We start from the raw sequence: 21,239 nt of genomic DNA on the forward strand, positions 1-21,239 counted from the left end.
TCAGATGCCGGCGTCCCGGCAGACCGTGCCCTCCTCCGGGAGGATGCCCTCGAGGAGATAGGCGTCGACCGCCTCGACGATGCACCCGTTGCCCGAGGAGTAGGAGACGTGGCCCATGCCCTCCCGGGTGAGCAGGGTGGCCCGTCCCAGCTGCTCGGTCAGGGCCTCGGACCAGGCATACGGGGTCGCCGGGTCCTCGGTCCCGCCCACGACCAGGATCTCGGAGTCGCCCGAGTACTCCGCCGGCTCGTCCGGATCCTCCTCGACCGGTCCGTACGGCCAGCCCTGGCAGGCCGCCTCCGCGTAGCCGAGGTAGGGGCCGAAGGTCGGCGCCCGCTCGGTGAGCTCCTGCTGCTGGGCCGCCATGTCCTGGTCGGTGACCGAGTCGTCGGTCGAGTCCAGGCAGTTGACCGCGCTGAAGGCGACGGTCGAGTTCCCGTGGTACGTCCCGTCCTCCTGGCGCCCGTGGTTGAGGTCGGAGAGCTCCTGGAGGGCGTCGTAGTCGCCGTCCGAGGCGTCCCGCAGGGCCTGGTTGAGCCTGGGGTAGGTGGCGGTGCTGTACAGCGGCGTGATGATGCCCTCGGCCACCTGGACGGGGGTCAGGCGTCGGCCGTCGGGCCCGGTGATCTCCTCGTCCGCGGAGCGGGCCAGGATCTGCTGGACCTCCTCCATGCCGTCGTCCGCGGAGCCGTCCGTGAAGCAGTCGGCGGAGTTCTGCGTGCAGTCCTCCATGAAGTCCCGCAGCGCGCTCTCGAATCCCACTGCCTGGCCCATGGCCACCTCGGAGTTCGAGGCCTGCGGATCGACGGCACCATCGAGGACGAACCGCCCCACGCGATCCGGGAACTGCCGGGCGTACTCGGCGCCGATGCGCGTGCCGTAGGAGAAGCCCAGGTAGTCGGTCCGGTCCTGGCCCAGGGCTGCGCGCATGACGTCCAGGTCCTTGGCCACGGAGGCCGTGTCCATGTGCTCCAGCACAGGTCCCGAGTGCTCTGCACAGCCCTCGCCGAGCTCCCTGTACTCCTCGCGCAGATCCTCTGCCGTGATGTCCTGGCCCGTGAGCGAGGGCTGGGAGCGCCATGCGTCGAGGGCGGCGTCGTCGTCGAAGCACTGGATCTCGTCCGAGCGGGAGACGCCGCGAGGGTCGAAGGAGACGATGTCGTAGTCCTCGCGCAGATCGTCGCCGAACAGCGGACCGGACTGGGAGATCAGGTCCACCCCGGAGCCGCCCGGTCCGCCGGGGTTCACGACCAGCGCACCCTCCGGGGCATCCCCGGTCGAGGGAAGCCGCGCCATGGCCACCGTGGTGGTCTCGCCCTCGGGATCGGAGTAGTCCACCGGCACGGTGAGCTGCGCGCACTGCTGGTCGTCGCCGCCGAAGAACCCGGAGATCCCGCCGGAGTCCTCGCACGATCCCCAGTCGAGCTCCTGGGCGTAGAACTCGTCCATGCCCTGCGCAGCGCCCTCGGGTGCCGACTGGCCCCCGGCGGGGGAGTCGTCATCGGTGCAGGCGCTCAGCGCCAGGGCGCACACGGCCAGGGCAGCGGCCAGCCGCATCCGGCGGCGGGGGCGGTGGCTCATCCGGGGGGCATCCCATCTGTGGTGCGGGTTCGTGGTCCGGCCCGGCGCGCACGGGACGCGCCGACGGGCGGGCCTCAGAGCAGGGAGACGGCCATGGCCTCGAAGGCCAGTCCGGCGGCGGCGCTGGTGCGGATCCTGGTGCGCGTGCGGGCGATCGTGTCGATGCGCTCGAGGGACTCCTCGGGCGTGGAGTTCAGCGCGTGATCGCGCAGCGAGTCCGCGATGTGCTGGTTGACCAGCTCCGACCCGGTCTGCAGCTGCAGCGTGAGGGCATCGCGGTAGAACGTGGTCAGATCGATCAGGAAGCGGTCCAGGGTGTCCGTGCGCACGCGCTTGGAGCGGCGCTTCTGGTCCTCCTCCAGGCGCCGCAGGGCGCTGCGCACGTTGGGCGGCATCTTCCCGGACTCCGCGGCGCCCATGGAGGTCAGCAGGTGCGCGCGCTCCTCCTCGTCCCGGGCCTCCGACTCGGCGGTCGCCTCCTCCTCGGCCAGGCGCGTCAGCCGCCCTGCCTCGCGCACGGCATCCGAGACGCCGCCCAGCCGCAGAGGCATCTCGACGACCCGACGACGGCGCTCGCGGGCGTCGTCGTACAGGGCCAGCCGGCGCGCCACGCCCACGTGGGACTGGGCCAGGCGGGCGCATTCCAGTGCGCGGGCCGCCGGCACGCCGTCGCGGCGCTCGAGCAGCTCGGCCACGGCCTCCACGGGCGGCACCCGCAGGGTGACGGGGCGGCAGCGCGAGCGGATGGTGACCAGGACGTCGCTGGGGCTCGGCGCGCACAGCAGCCAGATGGTCCCCGGCGGCGGCTCCTCGATGGCCTTGAGCATGACGTTGGAGGTCCGCTCGGCCATGCGGTCGGCGTCCTCGATCACCATGACCCGCCAGCGCCCCACCGACGGGCGGTCCTGAGCCCTGACCACGAGCTCGCGGGCCTCGTCGATGCGGATCTCGCTGTGCTCGGTGCGGAAGTGTGTGAGATCGGCGTGCGAGCCGGCGCGGACGGTGCGGCAGGCGGAGCACTCGCCGCAGCCGCGATCGGCGGGATCCGGCTGCTCGCACAGCAGCGCGGCCGCCAGCGCGAGAGCGGCGTGGGAGCGCCCCGATCCGGGCGGCCCGGTCACGAGCCAGGCGTGCGGGGGCTGTTCATCACGAGCAGCCCGGGCGAGCTGATCCACGACGGCGTCCTGCCCCACCAGGTCGTCCCAGACGCTCACGATCGCTGCCCTCCGGAGGCCCTCTGGGCCAGCAGGTCGAGCACGCGCTCGCGGATCTGCGCCGCCAGCTCCTCCACGGGGGCGTCGGCCTGCAGCACGAGATAGCGCTGCGGCGCCTGCCGGGCCAGCTCCAGGAAGGCCTGGCGGACCTCCTCGTGGAAGGGGGCGGGCTCCTGCTCCATGCGATCCGCGGCGCGCTCGGCCCGGCGAGCCCGCCCCGTCTCCTCGGGGACGTCGAGCAGCACGGTCAGATCCGGCAGCAGGCCGTCGACCGCCCACAGGTTCAGATCCCGCACGGTCTGCGTGCCGAGCTCGCGCGCCGCTCCCTGATAGGCCACCGAGGAGTCGAGGTAGCGATCGGTCAGGACCGTGCTGCCCTCGCGCAGCGCAGGAAGAAGGGTGCGCTGGACGTGGGCGCTGCGCGAAGCGGCGAACAGTAGCGCCTCCGTGCGCGGATCCACCGGCGCGTGCTCGGGGTCCAGGACCAGGGAGCGGATCTGCTCGCCCAGGGCCGATCCGCCGGGCTCGCGGGTGAGCAGCACCGGCACGCCGCGCTCCCGCAGGGACTCGGCCAGCAGGCGCAGCTGCGTGGACTTGCCGGCGCCGTCGCCGCCCTCGAAGGCGATGAGAGCGGCAGGCGTGCTCGCTGGGCTGGTCTGGAACGTCACACGGACACTGTAGGGGCCGCGGCAGACATCGGCGCCGTCCCCATGAAGCGTGTGGGCGCGGCCGTCATAGGGTGAGGCCATGACTTCTCCGGATTCCGCCGCGCCCCGCCCGAACGCCGAGCAGCAGCCCTCGGGGGAGACCCTCCACGGGCGGCTGCGTCCGGCTACGATCGCGGTCGCCGGCGGTCGCCCGGCCCCGGAGCGCGATGCTCCCGTCGGCCCGTCGATCGTGCTGAGCTCGACCTACCGCGGCGCGGGGGAGCCCGTGCCGGGCGAGCGCATGTACGGCCGCGCCAGCAACCCGACCTGGGACGACTTCGAATCCGTGCTGGGTCAGCTCGAGGGCTCGCCGCTGCCGTCGCTGGCCTTCGCCTCCGGGGTGGCCTCGATCTCGGCCGTGCTCTCGCTCGTGCCGCTGGGCGGCCGGGTCGTCGTGCCGGTGCACGTCTACATGGGCACCATGACGCTCGTGCGCGAGGCCGAGCAGGAGGGTCGGATCCGCGTCGATGCCGTGGAGGTGACCGACACCGACGCCGTGCTGGCCGCCGCCGAGGGCGCAGATCTGGTGCTGCTGGAGTCGCCCACCAATCCCATGCTCGAGGTCGCCGACCTCCCGGAGATCCTGGCGGGCACTCGTCGCCTGGGTGTGCTCAGCTGCGTGGACAGCACCTTCACCACGCCCCTGCTGCAGCGTCCGCTGGCCTGGGGTGCCGACCTCGTCGTGCACTCGGCCACCAAGTACCTGGCGGGGCACTCGGACGTCGTCCTGGGAGCGGCCACCGCCGTGGATCCCGAGCTCCGCCAGCGCCTGCACGCCCATCGCTCCCGCCACGGCGCCATTCCCGGCCCGTTCGAGACCTGGTTGGCCCTGCGGGGGATCCGCACGCTGTCCCTGCGCGTCGAGCGCGCGGGTGCCAGCGCCGCCGAGATCGCCCGTCGCCTGCTCGAGCAGCCCGGCGTGCGCGCCGTGCGCTACCCGGGCCTGACGGAGGACCCCGGCCACGAGCGGGCCGCTCAGCAGCTGCAGGGCGGCTTCGGGGCGATCGTGGGACTGGAGGTCGACGGCGACGCAGCAGCGGCCGATCGTGTCGTCGAGGCCCTGCGCCTGTGGGTGCCGGCGACCTCGCTGGGCGGCGTCGAGTCGCTCGTCGAGCGCCGTCGCCGCCACCCCGAGGAGCCGCGCACGGTCCCGGAGTCGCTGGTGCGCCTGTCCGTGGGCATCGAGGACGTCGAGGACCTCTGGGAGGACCTCGAGCGGGCGCTGGCCGCAGTGGTCGAGCCCGCCGCCCGGTAGGATCGTGGCCATGTCCCTCACCTCCCTCATCCTCCTGGCCGTCGGGGTGGTCGACGTCGCCGTCATGGTGCTGGTGACCGTCCTGGCAGCCATGGCGTTCCTCCACTGCCTGTCCGCCAAGCCCATCCAGTTCCAGCGCGCGTTCAAGCGCACCCGGACCTTCTGGATGCTGGTGACGGGCGCCTGCCTGCTCTTCAGCCTGCTGATGACCGTTCCCGCGGTGATCGCGCTGCTCACCGGCGGCATCCCGCAGATGGGGCAGCTGATCTTCGTGCTGGTCGCGGCAACCGCCTCCGGCGTGTACCTGGCGGATGTCAAGCCCGCTGTCAACGTCGAGTCCTCGGGGCCTTCGGCCTGGTGACGACGCCGGTCGCGGGTCAGCTCGGCACTCGCCCGTCGGTCCCTCAGGTGCGATACTCGGGGCATGGCTACTGAAGCGAAGTACAACCTGATCCTGCTCCGTCACGGGCAGTCCGACTGGAACGAGAAGAACCTCTTCACGGGCTGGGTGGATGTGCCTCTCACGGAGAAGGGCCGCGGCGAGGCGACTCGGGGCGGCGAGCTGCTCAAGGAGCGCGGTCTGCTCCCGGACATCGTGCACACCTCCCTGCTGCGCCGCGCGATCATGACGGCCAACCTGGCCCTGGATGCTGCGGATCGCCACTGGATCCCCGTCAAGCGCTCCTGGCGCCTCAACGAGCGCCACTACGGCGCCCTGCAGGGCAAGGACAAGGCGGAGATCCGCGAGAAGTACGGCGAGGAGCAGTTCATGACCTGGCGCCGCTCCTACGACGTCCCGCCGCCCCCCATCGAGGACGGCGACGAGTACTCGCAGGCCGGCGATCCCCGCTATGAGGACGTCCAGAACCTCCCGCGCACCGAGTGCCTCAAGGACGTTCTCGAGCGCTTCCTCCCGTACTGGGAGGACCAGGTCACGCCGGACCTCAAGGCAGGGCGCACGGTCCTGCTGGCCGCGCACGGCAACTCGCTGCGCGCGCTCGTCAAGCACCTGGACGGCATCTCGGACGATGAGATCACCGGCCTGAACATCCCCACCGGCATCCCGTTGGTCTACGAGCTCGACGCCAACTTCAAGCCGATCACCCCCGGCGGCGAGTACCTGGACCCGGAGGCTGCGGCCGAGTCCATCAAGGCGGTCGCGAACCAGGGCAAGAAGTGAGGTGAGGCCTGCGTCCCGACCACCGGGGCGCAGGCCGGCAGCAGCGCTTCAGCGCACGGGGCCCGGATGCCATCAGGCATCCGGGCCCCGTCGTCGCTGGGTGCGGTGCTGCTCGCACCGTCCGGCTCAGGCCGGGGGCCCCCACTGCCCGGTCACCAGGTACGAGACCTTGCGGGCCACGGCGATCCCGTGATCGCTCATGCGCTCGAGATAGCGGGCCGAGAGCGTGACATCCACGGTCGTGTGCACCGGGGCGTCCCAGTCCGGTCGGCCCATGGCATCGAGGATCCCGCGGTGCATGGCGCTGACCTGCGCCTTCTGCTCGGCGATCCGCTCGTAGAGGGAGATGTCGCGCGTCTCGAGCATCTCGATGACCCCATCCAGGATGGCCAGGTCAAGCTCGAAGAGCCGCGCGTAGTCGTCGGCCAGACGCTCGGGGATCACGGCCTCCGGGAAGCGGCGGCGGGCATCCTGAGCCAGGTGCCGAGCCAGGTCGCCCATGCGCTCGAGCGAGGTGCTCATCCGCAGCGCGGCCACGAGGGTGCGCAGGTCGGAGGCCACGGGGGACTGGCGGGCCAGGATGTCGATCGAGCGCTCATCGAGCTCGTCCTGCAGCAGGTCGATCCGGGCGTCGTTGGAGATGACGCCCTGGGCGGTCTCGAGCTCGGTCTCCAGAAAGGCTGAGCGGGCCTCGGACAGCGCCTGACGCACGAGCCTGGCGATCGCCACGAGCTCATCGCCCACCTGCTTGAGCTCCGCCTGGAACACCGTGCGCATCCTGCGCCTCCCCTCGGGCGGCCCCTGCGCCCGGATAGGACGCCCGCCTCACTGCAATGATCGAAGAGTCGAGGCTACGCGCGGCGGCTGCAGCGCTGCCGGGCCTGCGGTGAACGGCGGGAGAACGTCCGGTGATCTCCTTGTGGCGCCCAGGCGTCGGCCCGTCCGACAGCCTCGAGGCGCACGCGTCGGCGCCCGGGGTGGCCCTACTCTGGGAGGGTGCAACCCCTGCTTCTCGCGCTCCTGTCGGGGCTGACCGGACTGCTGCTCGGACTCAGCGGTCTCTTCGCCCTGCGCGGGACCTCCCGGCGCAGGATCGAGGCGGCGGAGATCGGCGAGCCCCAGCTGCCGCACGGCGCCGCGGACGTCCTGTCGGTCATGGGCCCCGCCTACGTGGTCGTGGACGGGGTCGACGGAGTCGTGCGCGCCTCACCGGCCGCCTACGCCTTCGGCCTGGTGCGCGGGCATTCGATCGTGCGCGACGAGCTGCTGGGCATGATCCGGGCGGCCCGGGCCTCCGGCGTGACGGAGGAGCGCCGCGTCGAGATCGGCCGCGGGGCGGAGAACACCGGCGTGATCGTGCTCGACGTGCGCGTGGCCGTTCTGGGCGATGAGTTCGTGCTGCTGCTGGCCGAGGACCAGACCGAGATCGTCCGGGCCCAGTCGGTGCGCAGCGACTTCGTGGCCAACGTGTCCCATGAGCTGAAGACCCCGGTGGGCGCCATCCGGCTGCTCGCCGAGGCCATCGAGGACGCCGCCGAGGACGAGGACGCCGTGCGTCACTTCACGTCCCGGCTGCATCGCGAGTCGGAGCGGCTGACCCTGCTGGTGCAGGACATCATCGAGCTCTCGCGCCTGCAGGGCCAGAACGTCGTGACCTCCGGCGGGCCCGTGGAGCTCGGGCGCGTGGTGGCCGAGGCCGTGGACCGCAACCGCATGACGGCGGAGTCCCGGGACATCAGCCTGGTGATCGGCGGCTCCGTCGATGCTCCGGCCTTCGGCGACGCCGACATGCTGACCACCGCAGTGCGCAACCTGATCGACAACGCCATCCGCTACTCGCCTCCGGGCACGCGGGTGGGCGTGGGGCTGCGCCAGCGAGACGGCATGGCCCTGATCGCGGTGACGGACCAGGGCCCGGGCATCCAGCAGAGCGAGCAGGATCGGATCTTCGAGCGGTTCTACCGCGTGGACTCGGCGCGCTCCCGTCAGACCGGAGGCACCGGTCTGGGGCTGAGCATCGTCAAGCACGTGATGCAGCAGCACGGAGGCAGGGTGGACATCTGGTCCGAGGAGGGCCAGGGCTCAACCTTCACGCTCTGCATCCCGCTGATGAGCGAGCAGGGCGGCGGGAAGCAGGGCCAGGAGGACCAGGCCGACGGCGCCGAGGGCGCTGCGGCGAACGATGCAGAGCAGGCCGCTTCCGGCCGCCGGGGCCGTCGCCCCGTGCGCGCCGGGACGGCCCGACGAGAAGGAGGAGAGTCCGCATGACCCGGATCTTGATCGTGGAGGACGAGGAGTCGCTGTCCGAGCCCCTGGCCTACCTCCTGGGCAAGGAGGGATTCGACCCCGAGGTCGTGGCCGACGGCCAGGCCTCGCTGGAGGAGTTCGATCGCGCCGGCGCGGACCTCGTCCTGCTCGATCTCATGCTGCCGGGCCTGTCCGGCACCGAGGTCTGCAAGGCGCTGCGCCAGCGCTCGAACGTCCCGATCATCATGCTCACGGCCAAGGACGCCGAGATCGACAAGGTCCTCGGCCTCGAGCTGGGCGCCGACGACTACGTGACCAAGCCGTACTCGTCGCGCGAGCTCGTGGCGCGCATCCGCGCCGTGCTGCGCCGCCGCTCCGAGCCCGAGGAGCTGGTCTCGGCGACCGTGCAGGCCGGACCCGTGCGCATGGACATCGAGCGCCACGTCGTCACGGTCGAGGGCGAGACGGTGAACATGCCGCTCAAGGAGTTCGAGCTTCTGGAGATGCTGCTGCGCAATGCCGGCCGCGTGCTGACCCGAGGACAGCTCATCGACCGCGTGTGGGGCTCCGACTACGTGGGCGACACCAAGACCCTCGACGTGCACGTCAAGCGGCTGCGCTCCAAGATCGAGCCCGACCCCTCGGATCCGCGCCACCTGGTGACGGTGCGAGGGCTCGGCTACAAGTTCGAGGTCTGAGGCCCCCGCCGCGGCTCCATCGCGGCGGGCAGAGCGACGGCGGGGCGGCGACCTGATGGTCGCCGCCCCGCCGTCGTGTGCGATGCCTGCGCTGCGCCGGACCGGTCAGGGCCCGGTGCGGGGGCCTCAGTGGTGGCCGCCCTCCTCCTCGTCCTCGGGAGCCGGGGTGTTGGAGGGGTTGGCCGGGGTCGACGGCGCACCGCCGGGGATGTACTCGGCGTAGCGCGGGAAGGTGTGATCGAGCACGGGCAGCTCGTGCTCCAGGGTCTCGCCGTCGACGGTGATGGTCACGGGCACCATCAGGCCGGGCTCGGCGCCGGCGGGGACCACGAGCTGCTCGTTCTCGTCGTCCTCGAAGCGGACCTCATCCTTCGGGGGGACGTCCACGGTGATCGGATCGGCGCCCTCGACGGCGATGTCGACCGACATCTCCTCGTCCGACTCGTTGACCAGGGTGCCCAGCAGGCGGCCGTCCGAGTCGGCGGAATCGGCGACGATGAGGAGGTTGTTGATGCTCAGGTCGCCGAGCTGCTCCACGATGCCGTCAGCGGGGGAGTACTGCGATGCCGTCTCCTGGTCGTTGGTCAGCGCAGCGCACCCGGACGTGGTCAGTGCGGCGGCAGCGAAGGCGGCACCCAGGCCGATGGTGCGAAGCCTCTTGCGGGCGGCAGTGGTCACGGCGCGAACTCCTCAGACAGGTCGGTGATGCTCCGGCCATGGTATCCGCTTGGGCACGGATCGTCCGCATCCGCTCCAAGGGTTCTCGAAGGAGGCGATCAGGCTGCTGTGGGCCTCGTGCTAGAATCGACCGGCGGAAAGGGGCACCATACATGGTTTTCGAGGTTGGCGAGACGGTCGTCTATCCCCACCATGGCGCGGCACTGATCGAGGAGATCAAGACCCGCACCATCAAGGGGGAGGAGAAGATGTACCTGAAGCTCAAGGTCACCCAGGGTGACCTCGTGATCGAGGTACCGGCGGAGAACGTCGACCTGGTCGGCGTGCGAGACGTCGTGGATGAGGAGGGCCTCAAGAAGGTCTTCGCCGTCCTGCAGGCCGATGACGTGGAGGAGGCCAGCAACTGGTCGCGCCGCTACAAGGCCAACGTGGAGAAGCTGGCATCGGGTGACGTCCTGAAGGTCGCCGAGGTCGTGCGCGATCTCTGGCGCCGGGACAAGGACCGCGGCCTGTCCGCCGGTGAGAAGCGCATGCTGACCAAGGCCCGCCACATCCTCACCTCCGAGCTGGCCCTGGCCAAGGACATCGACGAGGAAGAGGCCGAGAAGCGCCTCGACGACATCCTGGCCGGCTGAAGGCTCAGCCCGTGGAGTCCTCGGGCCGCACGGCCCCCACGACGGCGCACCCCTCCTCTGGGACGGGGTGCGCCGTCGTCGTCGTCGCAGCGGGCTCGGGGCAGCGCCTGGGCCGCGGCATCCCCAAGGCCCTGGTGGAGCTCGCCGGGCGCACCATCCTCGAGCACAGCCTGCGGGCGGTGCTCGACTCCGGAGTATGCGCCGAGGGCGGGCGGATCGTCGTGACCGTGCCCGCCGGGGACGAGCAGCTCAGCGCCGTGTGCCGCGAGCTGGGCGCGCAGCCCGTCACGGGGGCGCAGACCCGCGCCGCCAGCGTGCGCGCCGCCCTCGATCTCCTGGCCCAGGGCCCCGCCCCGGCCAGTGTGCTCGTCCATGACGCCGCGCGCTGCCTGACCCCCGCCCAGGTCTTCCGGGACGTGGCCGCTGCGCTGCGCGAGCATCGCGCCGTCATCCCCGTGCTGCCGGTCGTGGACACCATGCGCCGGATCGACGCCCAGGACAGGCTCTCGGGCACCGTGGACCGCACTCGGCTGCGCGCCATCCAGACGCCCCAGGGCTTCGACTGGAGGCTGCTGCGCCGCGTCAACGAGCAGGCCGTCGCCGAGGGCGCGGATGAGCTCTCCCTGACCGATGACGCCTCGCTGGTCGAGCGCTGGTCCCAGGAGCGGGTCATCGCCGTGCAGGGCCACGAGGAGTCGTTCAAGATCACCCGACCGCTCGACCTGCTGCTGGCCGAGGCCGTGCTCGCCGAGCGCCGGCAGCGCCTCGAGGCCCGGCCGGAGGCAGAGCACGCAGAGCAGGAGCAGCGCCCGTGACCATGATCCCGCGCACCGGCATCTCGGTGGACGTCCACGCCTTCGCCTCCGATCAGGAGTGCGCCGAGCGCCCGGACGGACTGGTGCCGCTGCACCTGGCCGGCCTGCTGTGGGAGGGCGAGCGGGGCCTGTCCGGGCACTCGGACGGCGACGTCGTGGCCCACGCCGCGGCCGACGCCCTCTTCAGCGCCGCCGGGTGCGGCGACCTCGGCTCCAACTTCGGCACCGACCGCCCGGAGATGGCCGGAGCCTCGGGCGTGCGGATCCTGTCGGAGGCCGCGGCGATCGTGCGCGCTGTCGGCTTCGAGCCGGGCAACGTGGCCGTGCAGCTGATCGGGCAGCGGCCGCGCTTCTCGCCGCGACGACAGGAGGCTGAGGAGGCGCTCAGCCGCGCCGCAGGCTGCCCCGTCTCGGTCGCGGCGACCACGTCGGACCGGCTGGGCTTCACCGGACGTGACGAGGGGCTCGCTGCCATGGCCACGGCTCTCGTCGTGCCGTCTGCCGGGCCTCGGTAGACTTCCGGGCGTGACACTGCGCTTCTACGACACCGCCTCAGCCTCCGTCCGCGACTTCGAACCTGTCGTGCCGGGGGAGGCGAGCCTGTACTACTGCGGCGCCACCGTGCAGAGCGGGCCGCACATCGGGCACGTGCGCTCCGGGCTGGTCTTCGACATCCTCGTCCGCTGGCTGCGCTTCCGCGGTCTGAAGGTCACGGCCGTGCGCAACGTGACGGACATCGACGACAAGATCCTGGAGAAGGCCCGTGCCTCCGAGCAGCCGGGTTTCGACGGAGACCATCCGAACGAGCCCTGGTGGGCCCTGGCCTATCGCTTCGAGGGCGTCTTCCACCAGGCCTACGACGCCCTGGGCATCGGGCGCCCCACGTACGAGCCGCGCGCCACCGGGCACATCCCGCAGATGCACGAGCTGATCGCCGAGCTGATCGAGCGCGGCCACGCCTACCCGGCCCAGGACGGCTCCGGGGACGTCTACTTCGACGTCCGCTCCTGGCCCCGCTACGGGGAGCTGACCCATCAGCGCCTGGACGAGATGCAGGACGCCGCAGACGCGGACCCGCGCGGCAAGCGCGATCCCCGGGACTTCGCGCTGTGGAAGGGCCACAAGGACCAGGACCCGCTCACGGCGTCCTGGGACTCGCCGTGGGGCCGCGGCCGCCCCGGCTGGCACCTGGAGTGCTCGGCCATGGCCGGGCGCTACCTGGGCGATCGCTTCGACTTCCACGGCGGCGGTCTGGACCTGCGCTTCCCGCACCACGAGAACGAGCTGGCCCAGTCGGCGGCGGCAGGGCGGGGCTTCGCGAACTTCTGGCTGCACAACGGGCTGGTGGCCTACCAGGGCGAGAAGATGTCCAAGTCCCTGGGCAACACCGTGGATCCGCAGCAGATGCTCGCCGAGAACCGTCCCCTGGTGGTGCGCTACATGCTCGGGCAGGCCCACTACCGCTCGGTGCTGGACTACCGCCCCACCTCGCTCGAGGAGGCGGCCGCAGCCGTGGAGCGCATCGAGGCCTTCCTGGTCGCGGCCTCGGCGGCGGGCGCGGACCTGGACTGGGAGCCTGCGGACATCCCCGCGGACTTCGTCGCCGTCATGGACGACGACCTCAACGTCCCACGAGCGCTGGGCGTGCTGCACGACCGCGTGCGGGCCGGCAACACCGCTCTGCACGCGGGTACCGAGCAGGCCTCGGAGCTGGCCGCGGCCGCTCGCGCCGTGTCCGGGATGACCGAGATCCTGGGTCTGCGCGCACTGATGGCCCTGGGCGAGGCGGGGGCCGGAGCCCAGGAGCACGAGGCCCTCGACCAGCTGGTGCAGGACCTGCTCGAGCGCCGCGCCGCGGCTCGCGCCGAGAAGGACTGGGCCGAGGCCGACCGGCTGCGCGACACCCTGGCGGAGGCCGGGATCGTCGTGGCCGACGGAGCCGGCGGCTCCACCTGGACGCTGGGCTGAGGCTTCCCGGCCGAAGACCGAAGCGGGCGCGCGGCCCATGGGCCCGCAGCGCCTGCGCACTGGACCACGACCGGCACGACCGGTCACGAGATGAATGGGCGGCACAGCATGTCAGCACCCCGACGGAGCAGCGGAAGCTCCAAGAAGAAGGGGCCCTCCGTGGGCACCGGCGGCCACGGCCGCAAGAAGCTCGAGGGCAAGGGCCCCACCCCGCGCGCGGAGGATCGCCCGTACCACAAGGCCTACAAGCAGAAGAAGGCCGCGGAGCACCGCGCGGCCACCGGCGCCGGCGAGCGCGGGCAGCGCCGCGGTCCCAACCGCCGCGGACCGGGCAAGACCGAGGACCTCGTGACGGGGCGCAACTCCGTGCTGGAGTCCCTGCGCGCCGAGATCCCCGCCAAGGCGGCCTACATCATGGTGCGGATCGAGGCGGATGACCGCATCCGCGAGATCCTCACGCTGTGCAGCCGTCGCGGCATCCCGGTGCTGGAGGCCACCCGCCCCGAGCTCGACCGCCTGACCGAGGACGCCGTGCACCAGGGCATCGCCCTGCAGGTGCCGCCCTATGAGTACCGCGCCGCCGACGACCTGCTGGACGAGGCCATGCGGCGCTGGAAGCGCGATCGCGAGGCGGAGCGCGCTCCGCTGTTCGTCGCCCTGGACGGCATCACCGATCCCCGCAACCTGGGTGCGATCATGCGCAGCGTCTCGGCCTTCGGCGGCGACGGCGTCCTGCTGCCCGAGCGCCGCTCGACCGGGCTGAACGCCACCGCCTGGAAGACCAGCGCCGGCGCCGCAGCCCGTGTCCCCGCGGCCCAGGCCACCAACCTCAACCGCACGGTCGAGTACGCCAAGTCCCGCGGGTACTTCGTCGTCGGGCTCGACGGCGGCGGCTCGGTCGATCTGCCGGGGCTGTCCCTGGCCACGGAGCCCCTGGTCATCGTCGTGGGCTCGGAGGGCAAGGGCCTCTCCCGGCTGATGACGGAGCACTGCGATCAGATCGTCTCCATCCCGATCCAGTCGGAGATGGAGTCGCTGAACGCGTCCATGGCGGTCGGCATCGCCCTCTACGAGACCTCGTGCCGTCGTGCCGCACACTCTGCATAGGCGCCCGACCGCGCCGGGGCCGGCGCGCTCACGGCCCCGTCCGCTCGGGATCTCCCAGGCACTGGGCGGAGAGAACGCCACGAACGTGGCCGTCTGGGCGCCCGGAGTCGATCGCCTCGATCTGGTCTGGCAGGTGCCCGGTGGCCGCTGGCGCCGCCACACGCTGCGTCGGATCGAGGGCGGGATCCACTTCGACCTGGTGCCGGGAGCCGTCGGCGGCGGCTCCGCCATGCCCTTGGGGACCCTCTACGGCTTCGTGGCGGCGGATTCGTCGCTGCTCGACGACGGCTCCACCCCGCTGGACGAGCAGATCCTGCTGGACCCCCACGGTCGGGGGCTGCGGCAGGTCCATCGCGCACCCGGACAGCGCGGGGTCACCCAGCCGGACACCTACGGCAGCCGCTACGTCTCCGAGATCATCGACGACGCCTTCGACTGGGCCGGGGACCTCGCCCCGGACATCCCCTGGCGCGACACCGTGATCTACGAGGCCCATGTCAAGGGCCTGACGATCCACCACCCGGGCATTCCGGAGGAGCTGCGCGGAACGTACGCAGGCCTCGCCCACCCCGTGATGATCGAGCACCTGAGCTCGCTGGGCATCTCCGCCGTCGAGCTGCTGCCGGTGCACGCCCATCTGGACGAGCCTCATCTCACGGCCAGCGGGCTGAGCAACCACTGGGGCTACAACACGCTCTCCTTCTTCGCCCCGCACGGGGCCTACGCCTCCCGCGCCTCGCAGGAGCGCGGACCGCAGGGGGTCATCGACGAGTTCAAGCAGATGGTCAAGGACCTGCACGCAGCGGGCATCGAGGTCATCCTGGACGTCGTCTACAACCACACCGCAGAGGCGGGCATGGGCGAGCAGCCCTACTGCTGGCGCGGGCTGGGGGACCGGCAGTGGTACCGCCACGACGACAGCGGCAACTACCTCGACGTCACGGGCTGCGGCAACACGCTGGACTTCTCCCGCTCCGAGGTCGTGCGCATGGCGCTGGACTCCCTGCGCTACTGGGTCGAGGTCTGCCACGTCGACGGCTTCCGCTTCGATCTGGCACCTGCGCTGGGCCGGGACTCCTCGCACGGCTTCACCGCCCGTCACCCGTTCCTGGTCGCCGCCGTGGCGGATCCCGCGATCGGCGGCTCCAAGCTGATCTCGGAGCCCTGGGACGTGGGCATGGGCGGCTGGCAGACGGGGCACTTCCCTCCCGGCTGGGCCGACTGGAACGACATCTACCGCGACACCGTGCGCGACTTCTGGCTCACCGAGCAGCGCGCCATGTCCGCCGGAGCCCCCGGGGGCGGGCTCTCGCGCATGGCAGACGTGCTCGTGGGCTCGCCGGGGCGCTTCGCGGCCTCCGGACGCACGCCGCTGTCGTCGGTGAACTTCGTGACGGCCCACGACGGCTTCACGCTGCACGACCTGACGACGTACGACCACAAGCACAACGAGGCCAATCGCGAGGACAATCGTGACGGCACGAACGACAACCACTCGTGGAACCACGGCGAAGAGGGGCCCAGCCGCTCAGGCACCGTGCGCAGCGCCCGGGCGCGCACGACGCGCAACCTGATGGCCACGCTGGTGCTCTCGCAGGGGGTGCCCATGATCACCGCCGGTGACGAGATGCTGCGCAGCCAGGGCGGCAACAACAACGCGTACTGCCAGGACGGGCCGATCGGCTACGTGAGCTGGCGGCACACTCCCGCAGAGCGGGCCATGCTGGCGGCCACCAAGGAGGCGCTGCAGGTCCGGCGCCGGTTCATGTCCCTGCAGGCCGAGGACTACATGATGCGCCCGGAGGACATCCGGGTCCTGTGGTTCACCCCTGAGGGCAGGCTCATGCGGGCCGAGGACTGGGAGGCGGAGGGAGCCCGCCCCGTGCAGATGCTGGTGCGCGCCCGCCATGGGGGCGTGGCCGGGCTCGTGGTGCTCAACGGGACCTTGCGCGACATCGAGTTCCGGATCCCGCACCTGTCCGAGTCCCTCTTCACCGAGGACGACCCCCACGCGGTCGCGGCGCGTCTGGAGACGCCGAACCCCGAGGCGGAGGGCCCCGATGCGCCGCAGGGAGAGGCGGAGGCTGCTGAGCGCGCCGTCGAGTTCGTCTTCTCGACCGACGCCGAGCTGCGCAGCTCCTACGGGCGCATCCTGCGCGGGGGAGACGCGCTCGCGCTGCCGGCCATGACGGTGGGCGCGCTGTCGCTCGACTGAAGACCTCGGCACCGGAGCCGAGGACGCCTCGTGCTCAGCCGCTCTCAGCGTCTCAGGCGCTGACCACCAGGCCCAGCTCGGCGCTGGTGGTCAGCCCGTCCCCGTCGGGAAGCACGCGCACCGTGTAGCCGAACGGACCCGATCGGTCGATCGTGAAGGATCCGGTGAAGGCCCAGTCCCCGGAATCGGTGCGCTGGACCTCACTCAGATCCTGGTGCTTGCGCTCGTGGATGTGATCGTTGCCCGAGACCCGGCCGAAGCCGACCTCGACGCGGACGTCCTCGGGGCTCAGCTCGCCGAGACGGACGTAGGCGGTGACCTCGATGGCATCGCCGATCTGCGGCTCGGAGTGCAGCCCCCCGGTGCGCACATGCTCGATCCGCACGCCCGCCCAGCCCTGGCGGACCCGGGCGACCCAGGCCGCCGTGGAGCGGGCCTGGGCGTGATCGGCCGCGGAGGCGGCGCGGCCGGCCCGGGCGGCCGGCAGGTAGAGCTGCTCGACGTAGTCCGCGACCATGCGAGTGGCCGAGACGCTGGGCCCCAGGGTGGTGAGCGTGTGGCGCACCATGGCCAGCCACTGATGGGGGACGCGCTCCGCCCCGGCGTCGTGGATCTCGCTGTAGAACCGGGGCGCCACGTGGTTCTCGATCAGCTCGTAGAGCGCTGCGGCCTCGATGCTGTCCCGCTCATCGTCGGAGGCCCGGTTGTCGGCGGTCGGGATCGCCCAGCCGTTCTGGCCGTCGTAGAGCTCGTCCCACCAGCCGTCGAGCACCGAGAGATTGAGCCCGCCGTTGATCGCGGCCTTCATCCCGGAGGTGCCGCAGGCCTCGAGCGGTCGCAGGGGGTTGTTGAGCCAGACGTCGCAGCCCGGGAACAGGGTGCGCGCCATCGACATGTCGTAGTTCGGCAGGAACACGATGCGGTGGCGGACCTCGGGGTCGTCGGTGAAGCGCACCAGGTCCTGGATCATGCGCTTGCCCATCTCGTCGGCAGGGTGGGACTTGCCGGCGATCACGAGCTGGACGGGGCGCACGGGGTCCAGCAGCAGGCGCTTGAGGCGCTGCGGATCGCGCAGCATCAGGGTCAGGCGCTTGTAGGTGGGCACCCGTCGGGCGAAGCCGATCGTGAGGACCTCCGGATCGAGCACCGAGTCGGTCCAGCTCAGCTCGGCATCAGCGGCGCCGCGCTGCTTCCACGACGCGCGCAGGCGACGACGGACATCGGCCACCAGATCCGCGCGCATCTCGGCGCGCACGCGCCACAGCTGCTCGTCCGGGACCTCGGCCACAGCCCGCCAGCGCGCGCGCAGATCCGGCTGCGACCGGTCCACGGCCAGGGCCTCCATGCGCGGATCGATCCAGGTCGGCACGTGCACGCCGTTGGTCACCGACGAGATGGGGACCTCGTCGGTGTCGAAGCCGTTCCACAGCCCGGAGAACATCTGCCGCGACACCGCGCCGTGCAGCTTGGCCACGCCGTTGGCCCGCTGGGCCAGGCGCAGGCCCATGACGGCCATGTTGAACCGGCTGCCGTCGCCGCCGTCGTGGTCCTCGCGCCCCAGAGCCAGGATCTCCTCGAGAGGGGCGGGCCCGGCCAGCTCGGTGGAGAAGAAGCGCTCGATCATCTCGCGCTCGAAGCGGTCGATGCCGGCCGGGACCGGGGTGTGCGTGGTGAACACAGTCGAGGCGCGCACCGCGGTGAGGGCCTCGAGCCAGGACATGCCCGCGCCGCCGTCGGTGCCGGGGCTCATCAGCTCGGCGATGCGCTCGATTCCGGCGAAGCCCGCGTGGCCCTCGTTGCAGTGGAAGACCTCCGGGTCGGGGGCGCCGGTGAGCCGTGAGAACTCGCGCAGCGCGCGAATGCCGCCCATGCCCAGCAGCAGCTCCTGCTGGAGGCGGTGCTCGCCCCCGCCGCCGTAGAGGCGGTCCGTGACGGCGCGGAAGACGTCGTCGTTCTCGGTGATTAGGGAGTCGAGCAGCAGCAGCGGGACGCGCCCCACGTCGGCACGCCAGATCTGGGCGCCCAGCCGCCCGCCGTCAGGCATGGGCAACCAGATCCTCGCAGGGGAGCCGTCGGGTTCGCGCAGCAGCGTGAGGGGCAGGCCCTGCGGGTCCAGGACGGGGTAGTCCTCGAGCTGCCACCCGTCGCGCGACAGCGACTGGTTGAAGTAGCCGTTCTGGTACAGCAGGCCCACGCCCACCACGGGCACGCCCATGTCGGAGGCGGTCTTGAGGTGATCGCCGGCCAGGATGCCGAGACCGCCCGAGTACTGCGGCAGCACGGAGGTGATGCCGTACTCGGCGGAGAAGTAGGCGATCGAGCGCGCGCCGTCGCGACCGTGCTCGCGCTGGTACCACAGCGGCTCGCTCAGGTAGGTCTCGAGGTCGCGGCCCAGGGCGTCGATGCGCCGGACGAGCTCGTCGTCCTCGGCGATCTGCTGGATCTCCTCGCGGGTCAGCGAGCCCAGGACCTGGACGGGATCCCCGCCGGAGGCCTCCCAGTCCTCCGGGCCGAGATCCCGGAAGAGCTGCTCGGTGGGCCGGTGCCAGGACCAGCGCAGATTGGCGGCCAGTCGGCTCAGCGCACTGATCGACTCGGGGAGGGACGTCCGGACGGTGAACCTTCTGATGGCCTTCACACCTCCGGAGCCTAGCGCCGCAGAGGGCTCCGGACGAGGCCCCCTCGGATTCCACGGCCCTGTCTGCGCAGCGATACGGGCCGTCGCCCGGAAAATCGCTCGTGACTTGCTTCACCATGGACCGCCGGACTGACTACGGTGTGGGGGTGACCTCCAAGAGCATGCCCAAGCCGCCCCGAGACTCCGCCTCCGCTCCCGAGCCCAGCTCGAGCGCGCCGTCCGCCGCGGGGGCCCCTGCTGCCCCGGCTGCCGCCGTCGAGCCCGTCGATCTGTCCGGTCTCGTCTACGGACGCATTCCCATCGAGAACGTGTCCCCGTCCGTGCTGTGCGGGCGCCGTCCCGCCACCGCCCTGCCCGGCGAGGACATCCGCATCGCCGCGACCGTCTACCGCGAGGGCCACGACGCCCTCGGCGTGACCGCCGTGCTGCGTGACCCGCAGGGCCGGGAGCACCAGCGCACTGCCATGAGCCTCAGCGCCCCGGGCACCGATCGCTACGAGGGCTGGGTCCGCCCCGATGCCGAGGGCGAGTGGAGCTTCACCGTCGAGGGCTGGGGCGATCTGTACGAGACCTGGCGCCACGCCGCCGAGATCAAGCTCGGTGTCGGGCAGGACGTCGAGTTGATGATGGACGAGGGCGTGGTCGTCTTCGAGCGCGCCGCCTCGGAGGCCGAGCGCCCCGAGTCGCAGCGCCGCCTGCTGGGCGAGATCGCCGAGCAGCTGAAGGATCGTTCGATCCCCGCCAGCCAGCGATTCGCCCGCGCCGCGGACCGCTCGGTCCTGGAGATCGTCGCCGCCTCGCCGATCCGCAGCCTCGTGACCAGCTCCGAGCCCCTGCCGCTGCGCGTCGAGCGCGATGCCGCCGGTCGCGGCGCCTGGTACGAGTTCTTCCCCCGCTCCGAGGGCGCCGTGCGCGATGAGACCACGGGCGGCTTCCGCTCGGGCACCTTCCGCACCGCGGCCGAGCGCCTGCCCGCCGTCGCGGACATGGGCTTCGACGTCCTCTACATGCCGCCGATCCACCCGATCGGGCACGCGCACCGCAAGGGGCCGAACAACACCCTGCACGCGGGTCCGAACGATCCGGGCTCGCCCTGGGCGATCGGCAGCGAGGACGGCGGCCACGACGCCATCCATCCTGATCTGGGGACCTTCGAGGACTTCGACGACTTCGTCGCCCGCGCCCGGGAGCTGGGTCTCGAGGTCGCCCTGGACCTCGCGCTGCAGGCCTCCCCGGATCACCCCTGGGTCCAGCAGCACCCGGAGTGGTTCACCACGCGCGCCGACGGCACGATCGCGTATGCGGAGAACCCGCCCAAGAAGTACCAGGACATCTATCCGATCAACTTCGACAACGACCCCGAGGGGCTGTGCCGGGAGGTCCTGCGGATCGTGCAGCTGTGGATCTCCCACGGCGTGCGGATCTTCCGCGTGGACAATCCGCACACCAAGCCGCTCTGGTTCTGGGAGTGGCTGCTCGATCGGGTCCGGAAGATCGACGACGGCGTCGTCTTCCTGGCCGAGGCCTTCACCCGCCCGGCCATGATGCAGGGCCTGGCCAAGGCCGGCTTCCAGCAGTCGTACTCGTACTTCACCTGGCGCAACGCCAAGTGGGAGCTCGAGGAGTACCTGGAGGAGGTCGCCCGGGAGACCGCCGCCCAGTACCGTCCGAACTTCTTCGTGAACACCCCGGACATCCTCACGTCCTATTTCGTGGAGGGCGGGCGCCCGGCGTTCAAGATCCGCGCGGCGATCGCGGCCACGGCCTCGCCCCTGTGGGGCATGTACGCCGGCTACGAGCTCTACGAGAACGTCCAGCGCCCGGGCGCCGAGGAGTCGATCGACTCCGAGAAGTTCGAGTACCGCCCGCGCGACTTCAAGGACGCGGAGGTCCGCGGCGATTCGCTGGCGCCCTACGTGCGCCGCCTCAACCAGCTGCGCCACGAGCACCCGGCCCTCGGGGACCTGCAGAACCTGACCCTGCACCCCACCGACGACGACGCCATCCTGTGCTTCTCCAAGACCAAGACGGTCCAGGGGCCGGACGGGGAGCACGAGGACACGCTGATCGTCGTGGCGAACACCGATCCGCATTCGGTGCGCACCGCGAACATCGAGCTCGACCTGGAGGCCCTGCGCCTGGCCCCGCAGGATCGCGCCGAGGACGGGACCTTCGCAGCCGATGAGCTGCTCACGGGAGAGTCCTGGTCCTGGGGCGATCGCGTGTGGGTCCGCCTGGACCCGTTCTACGAGCCCGTCCACATCGTCAGCGTGCGTCGCCGGCGCTGAGCGCGGACGATCC

Annotated in this window: 18 protein-coding genes; 12 read left to right on the forward strand and 6 right to left on the reverse strand. The window is 71.5% G+C overall.

What is annotated here, in order from left to right:
* From JOE55_RS09430 to tmk, 3 genes are all read right to left on the reverse strand, one after another.
* A complete protein-coding gene (locus JOE55_RS09430) occupies positions 1-1,581 on the reverse strand; it encodes an alpha/beta hydrolase (RefSeq protein ID WP_204782738.1) in 1,581 nt (526 codons plus the stop codon).
* A gap of 74 nt (positions 1,582-1,655) precedes the next feature.
* The gene (locus JOE55_RS09435; protein ID WP_204782739.1) at positions 1,656-2,795 is read right to left on the reverse strand and encodes a DNA polymerase III subunit delta'; all 1,140 of its coding nucleotides are present in this window, start codon (positions 2,793-2,795) and stop codon (positions 1,656-1,658) included.
* Positions 2,792-3,544, reverse strand: coding sequence for a dTMP kinase (tmk, locus tag JOE55_RS09440; RefSeq protein ID WP_204782740.1), 753 nt, complete (start codon positions 3,542-3,544; stop codon positions 2,792-2,794). Before tmk ends, JOE55_RS09435 begins: the two co-directional genes overlap by 4 nt.
* Here tmk and JOE55_RS09445 point away from each other — a divergent pair.
* The 3 genes from JOE55_RS09445 to JOE55_RS09455 all read left to right on the forward strand — a co-directional run bounded on the left by JOE55_RS09445 (position 3,543) and on the right by JOE55_RS09455 (position 5,937).
* Positions 3,543-4,757: a trans-sulfuration enzyme family protein gene (locus tag JOE55_RS09445; RefSeq protein ID WP_239546588.1), complete on the forward strand. Its 1,215-nt coding sequence runs from the start codon at positions 3,543-3,545 to the stop codon at positions 4,755-4,757. The genes tmk and JOE55_RS09445 overlap by 2 nt on opposite strands.
* Positions 4,758-4,767: 10 nt before the next feature.
* Entirely contained in the window at positions 4,768-5,118 is a 351-nt protein-coding gene (locus tag JOE55_RS09450) for a DUF2516 family protein (RefSeq protein WP_006214668.1), read from the forward strand.
* A 63-nt stretch (positions 5,119-5,181) separates the two neighbouring features.
* Positions 5,182-5,937, forward strand: a complete 756-nt coding sequence (locus JOE55_RS09455; protein WP_024289131.1) for a phosphoglyceromutase — start codon at positions 5,182-5,184, stop codon at positions 5,935-5,937.
* A 126-nt stretch (positions 5,938-6,063) separates the two neighbouring features.
* Here JOE55_RS09455 and phoU read toward each other — a convergent pair whose 3' ends face one another.
* Positions 6,064-6,714, reverse strand: a complete 651-nt coding sequence (gene phoU / locus JOE55_RS09460; RefSeq protein ID WP_204782741.1) for a phosphate signaling complex protein PhoU — start codon at positions 6,712-6,714, stop codon at positions 6,064-6,066.
* Between the two features lie 219 nt (positions 6,715-6,933).
* Here phoU and JOE55_RS09465 point away from each other — a divergent pair, with 219 nt between their 5' ends.
* Complete coding sequence (locus tag JOE55_RS09465) at positions 6,934-8,205, forward strand: ATP-binding protein (protein ID WP_204782742.1); 1,272 nt, start codon at positions 6,934-6,936, stop codon at positions 8,203-8,205.
* Positions 8,202-8,882 (forward strand): response regulator transcription factor, encoded by a 681-nt coding sequence (locus JOE55_RS09470; RefSeq protein WP_006214664.1) that lies wholly within the window; start codon positions 8,202-8,204, stop codon positions 8,880-8,882. The genes JOE55_RS09465 and JOE55_RS09470 overlap by 4 nt, the downstream gene beginning before the upstream one ends.
* Before the next feature lie 126 nt (positions 8,883-9,008).
* On the opposite strand, the gene JOE55_RS09475 is transcribed toward JOE55_RS09470, so the two are convergent.
* Complete coding sequence (locus JOE55_RS09475) at positions 9,009-9,560, reverse strand: hypothetical protein (protein WP_204782743.1); 552 nt, start codon at positions 9,558-9,560, stop codon at positions 9,009-9,011.
* 152 nt (positions 9,561-9,712) lie between these two features.
* Between JOE55_RS09475 and JOE55_RS09480 the strand changes: the two genes are divergently transcribed.
* The 6 genes from JOE55_RS09480 (at position 9,713) to glgX (ending at position 16,300) form a co-directional block, all read left to right on the forward strand.
* The gene (locus JOE55_RS09480) at positions 9,713-10,195 is read left to right on the forward strand and encodes a CarD family transcriptional regulator (protein ID WP_006214662.1); all 483 of its coding nucleotides are present in this window, start codon (positions 9,713-9,715) and stop codon (positions 10,193-10,195) included.
* 11 nt (positions 10,196-10,206) lie between these two features.
* Positions 10,207-11,010 (forward strand): 2-C-methyl-D-erythritol 4-phosphate cytidylyltransferase, encoded by an 804-nt coding sequence (ispD, locus tag JOE55_RS09485; RefSeq protein WP_061711124.1) that lies wholly within the window; start codon positions 10,207-10,209, stop codon positions 11,008-11,010.
* A 2-nt stretch (positions 11,011-11,012) separates the two neighbouring features.
* A complete protein-coding gene (gene ispF / locus JOE55_RS09490; protein WP_204783269.1) occupies positions 11,013-11,525 on the forward strand; it encodes a 2-C-methyl-D-erythritol 2,4-cyclodiphosphate synthase in 513 nt (170 codons plus the stop codon).
* A 10-nt stretch (positions 11,526-11,535) separates the two neighbouring features.
* Complete coding sequence (gene cysS / locus JOE55_RS09495) at positions 11,536-12,978, forward strand: cysteine--tRNA ligase (protein WP_204782744.1); 1,443 nt, start codon at positions 11,536-11,538, stop codon at positions 12,976-12,978.
* A 108-nt stretch (positions 12,979-13,086) separates the two neighbouring features.
* The gene (gene rlmB / locus JOE55_RS09500) at positions 13,087-14,085 is read left to right on the forward strand and encodes a 23S rRNA (guanosine(2251)-2'-O)-methyltransferase RlmB (protein ID WP_204782745.1); all 999 of its coding nucleotides are present in this window, start codon (positions 13,087-13,089) and stop codon (positions 14,083-14,085) included.
* The gene (glgX, locus tag JOE55_RS09505) at positions 14,066-16,300 is read left to right on the forward strand and encodes a glycogen debranching protein GlgX (RefSeq protein WP_338125468.1); all 2,235 of its coding nucleotides are present in this window, start codon (positions 14,066-14,068) and stop codon (positions 16,298-16,300) included. The genes rlmB and glgX overlap by 20 nt, the downstream gene beginning before the upstream one ends.
* A gap of 52 nt (positions 16,301-16,352) precedes the next feature.
* Here glgX and glgP read toward each other — a convergent pair whose 3' ends face one another.
* Positions 16,353-18,938, reverse strand: a complete 2,586-nt coding sequence (gene glgP, locus JOE55_RS09510) for an alpha-glucan family phosphorylase (protein ID WP_204782746.1) — start codon at positions 18,936-18,938, stop codon at positions 16,353-16,355.
* Between the two features lie 161 nt (positions 18,939-19,099).
* Between glgP and JOE55_RS09515 the strand changes: the two genes are divergently transcribed.
* Complete coding sequence (locus JOE55_RS09515; protein WP_239547371.1) at positions 19,100-21,226, forward strand: alpha-1,4-glucan--maltose-1-phosphate maltosyltransferase; 2,127 nt, start codon at positions 19,100-19,102, stop codon at positions 21,224-21,226.
* The last annotated feature ends 13 nt before the right edge of the window (positions 21,227-21,239 follow it).

Source organism: Kocuria palustris, from assembly GCF_016907795.1.
Lineage (GTDB): Bacteria > Actinomycetota > Actinomycetes > Actinomycetales > Micrococcaceae > Kocuria > Kocuria palustris.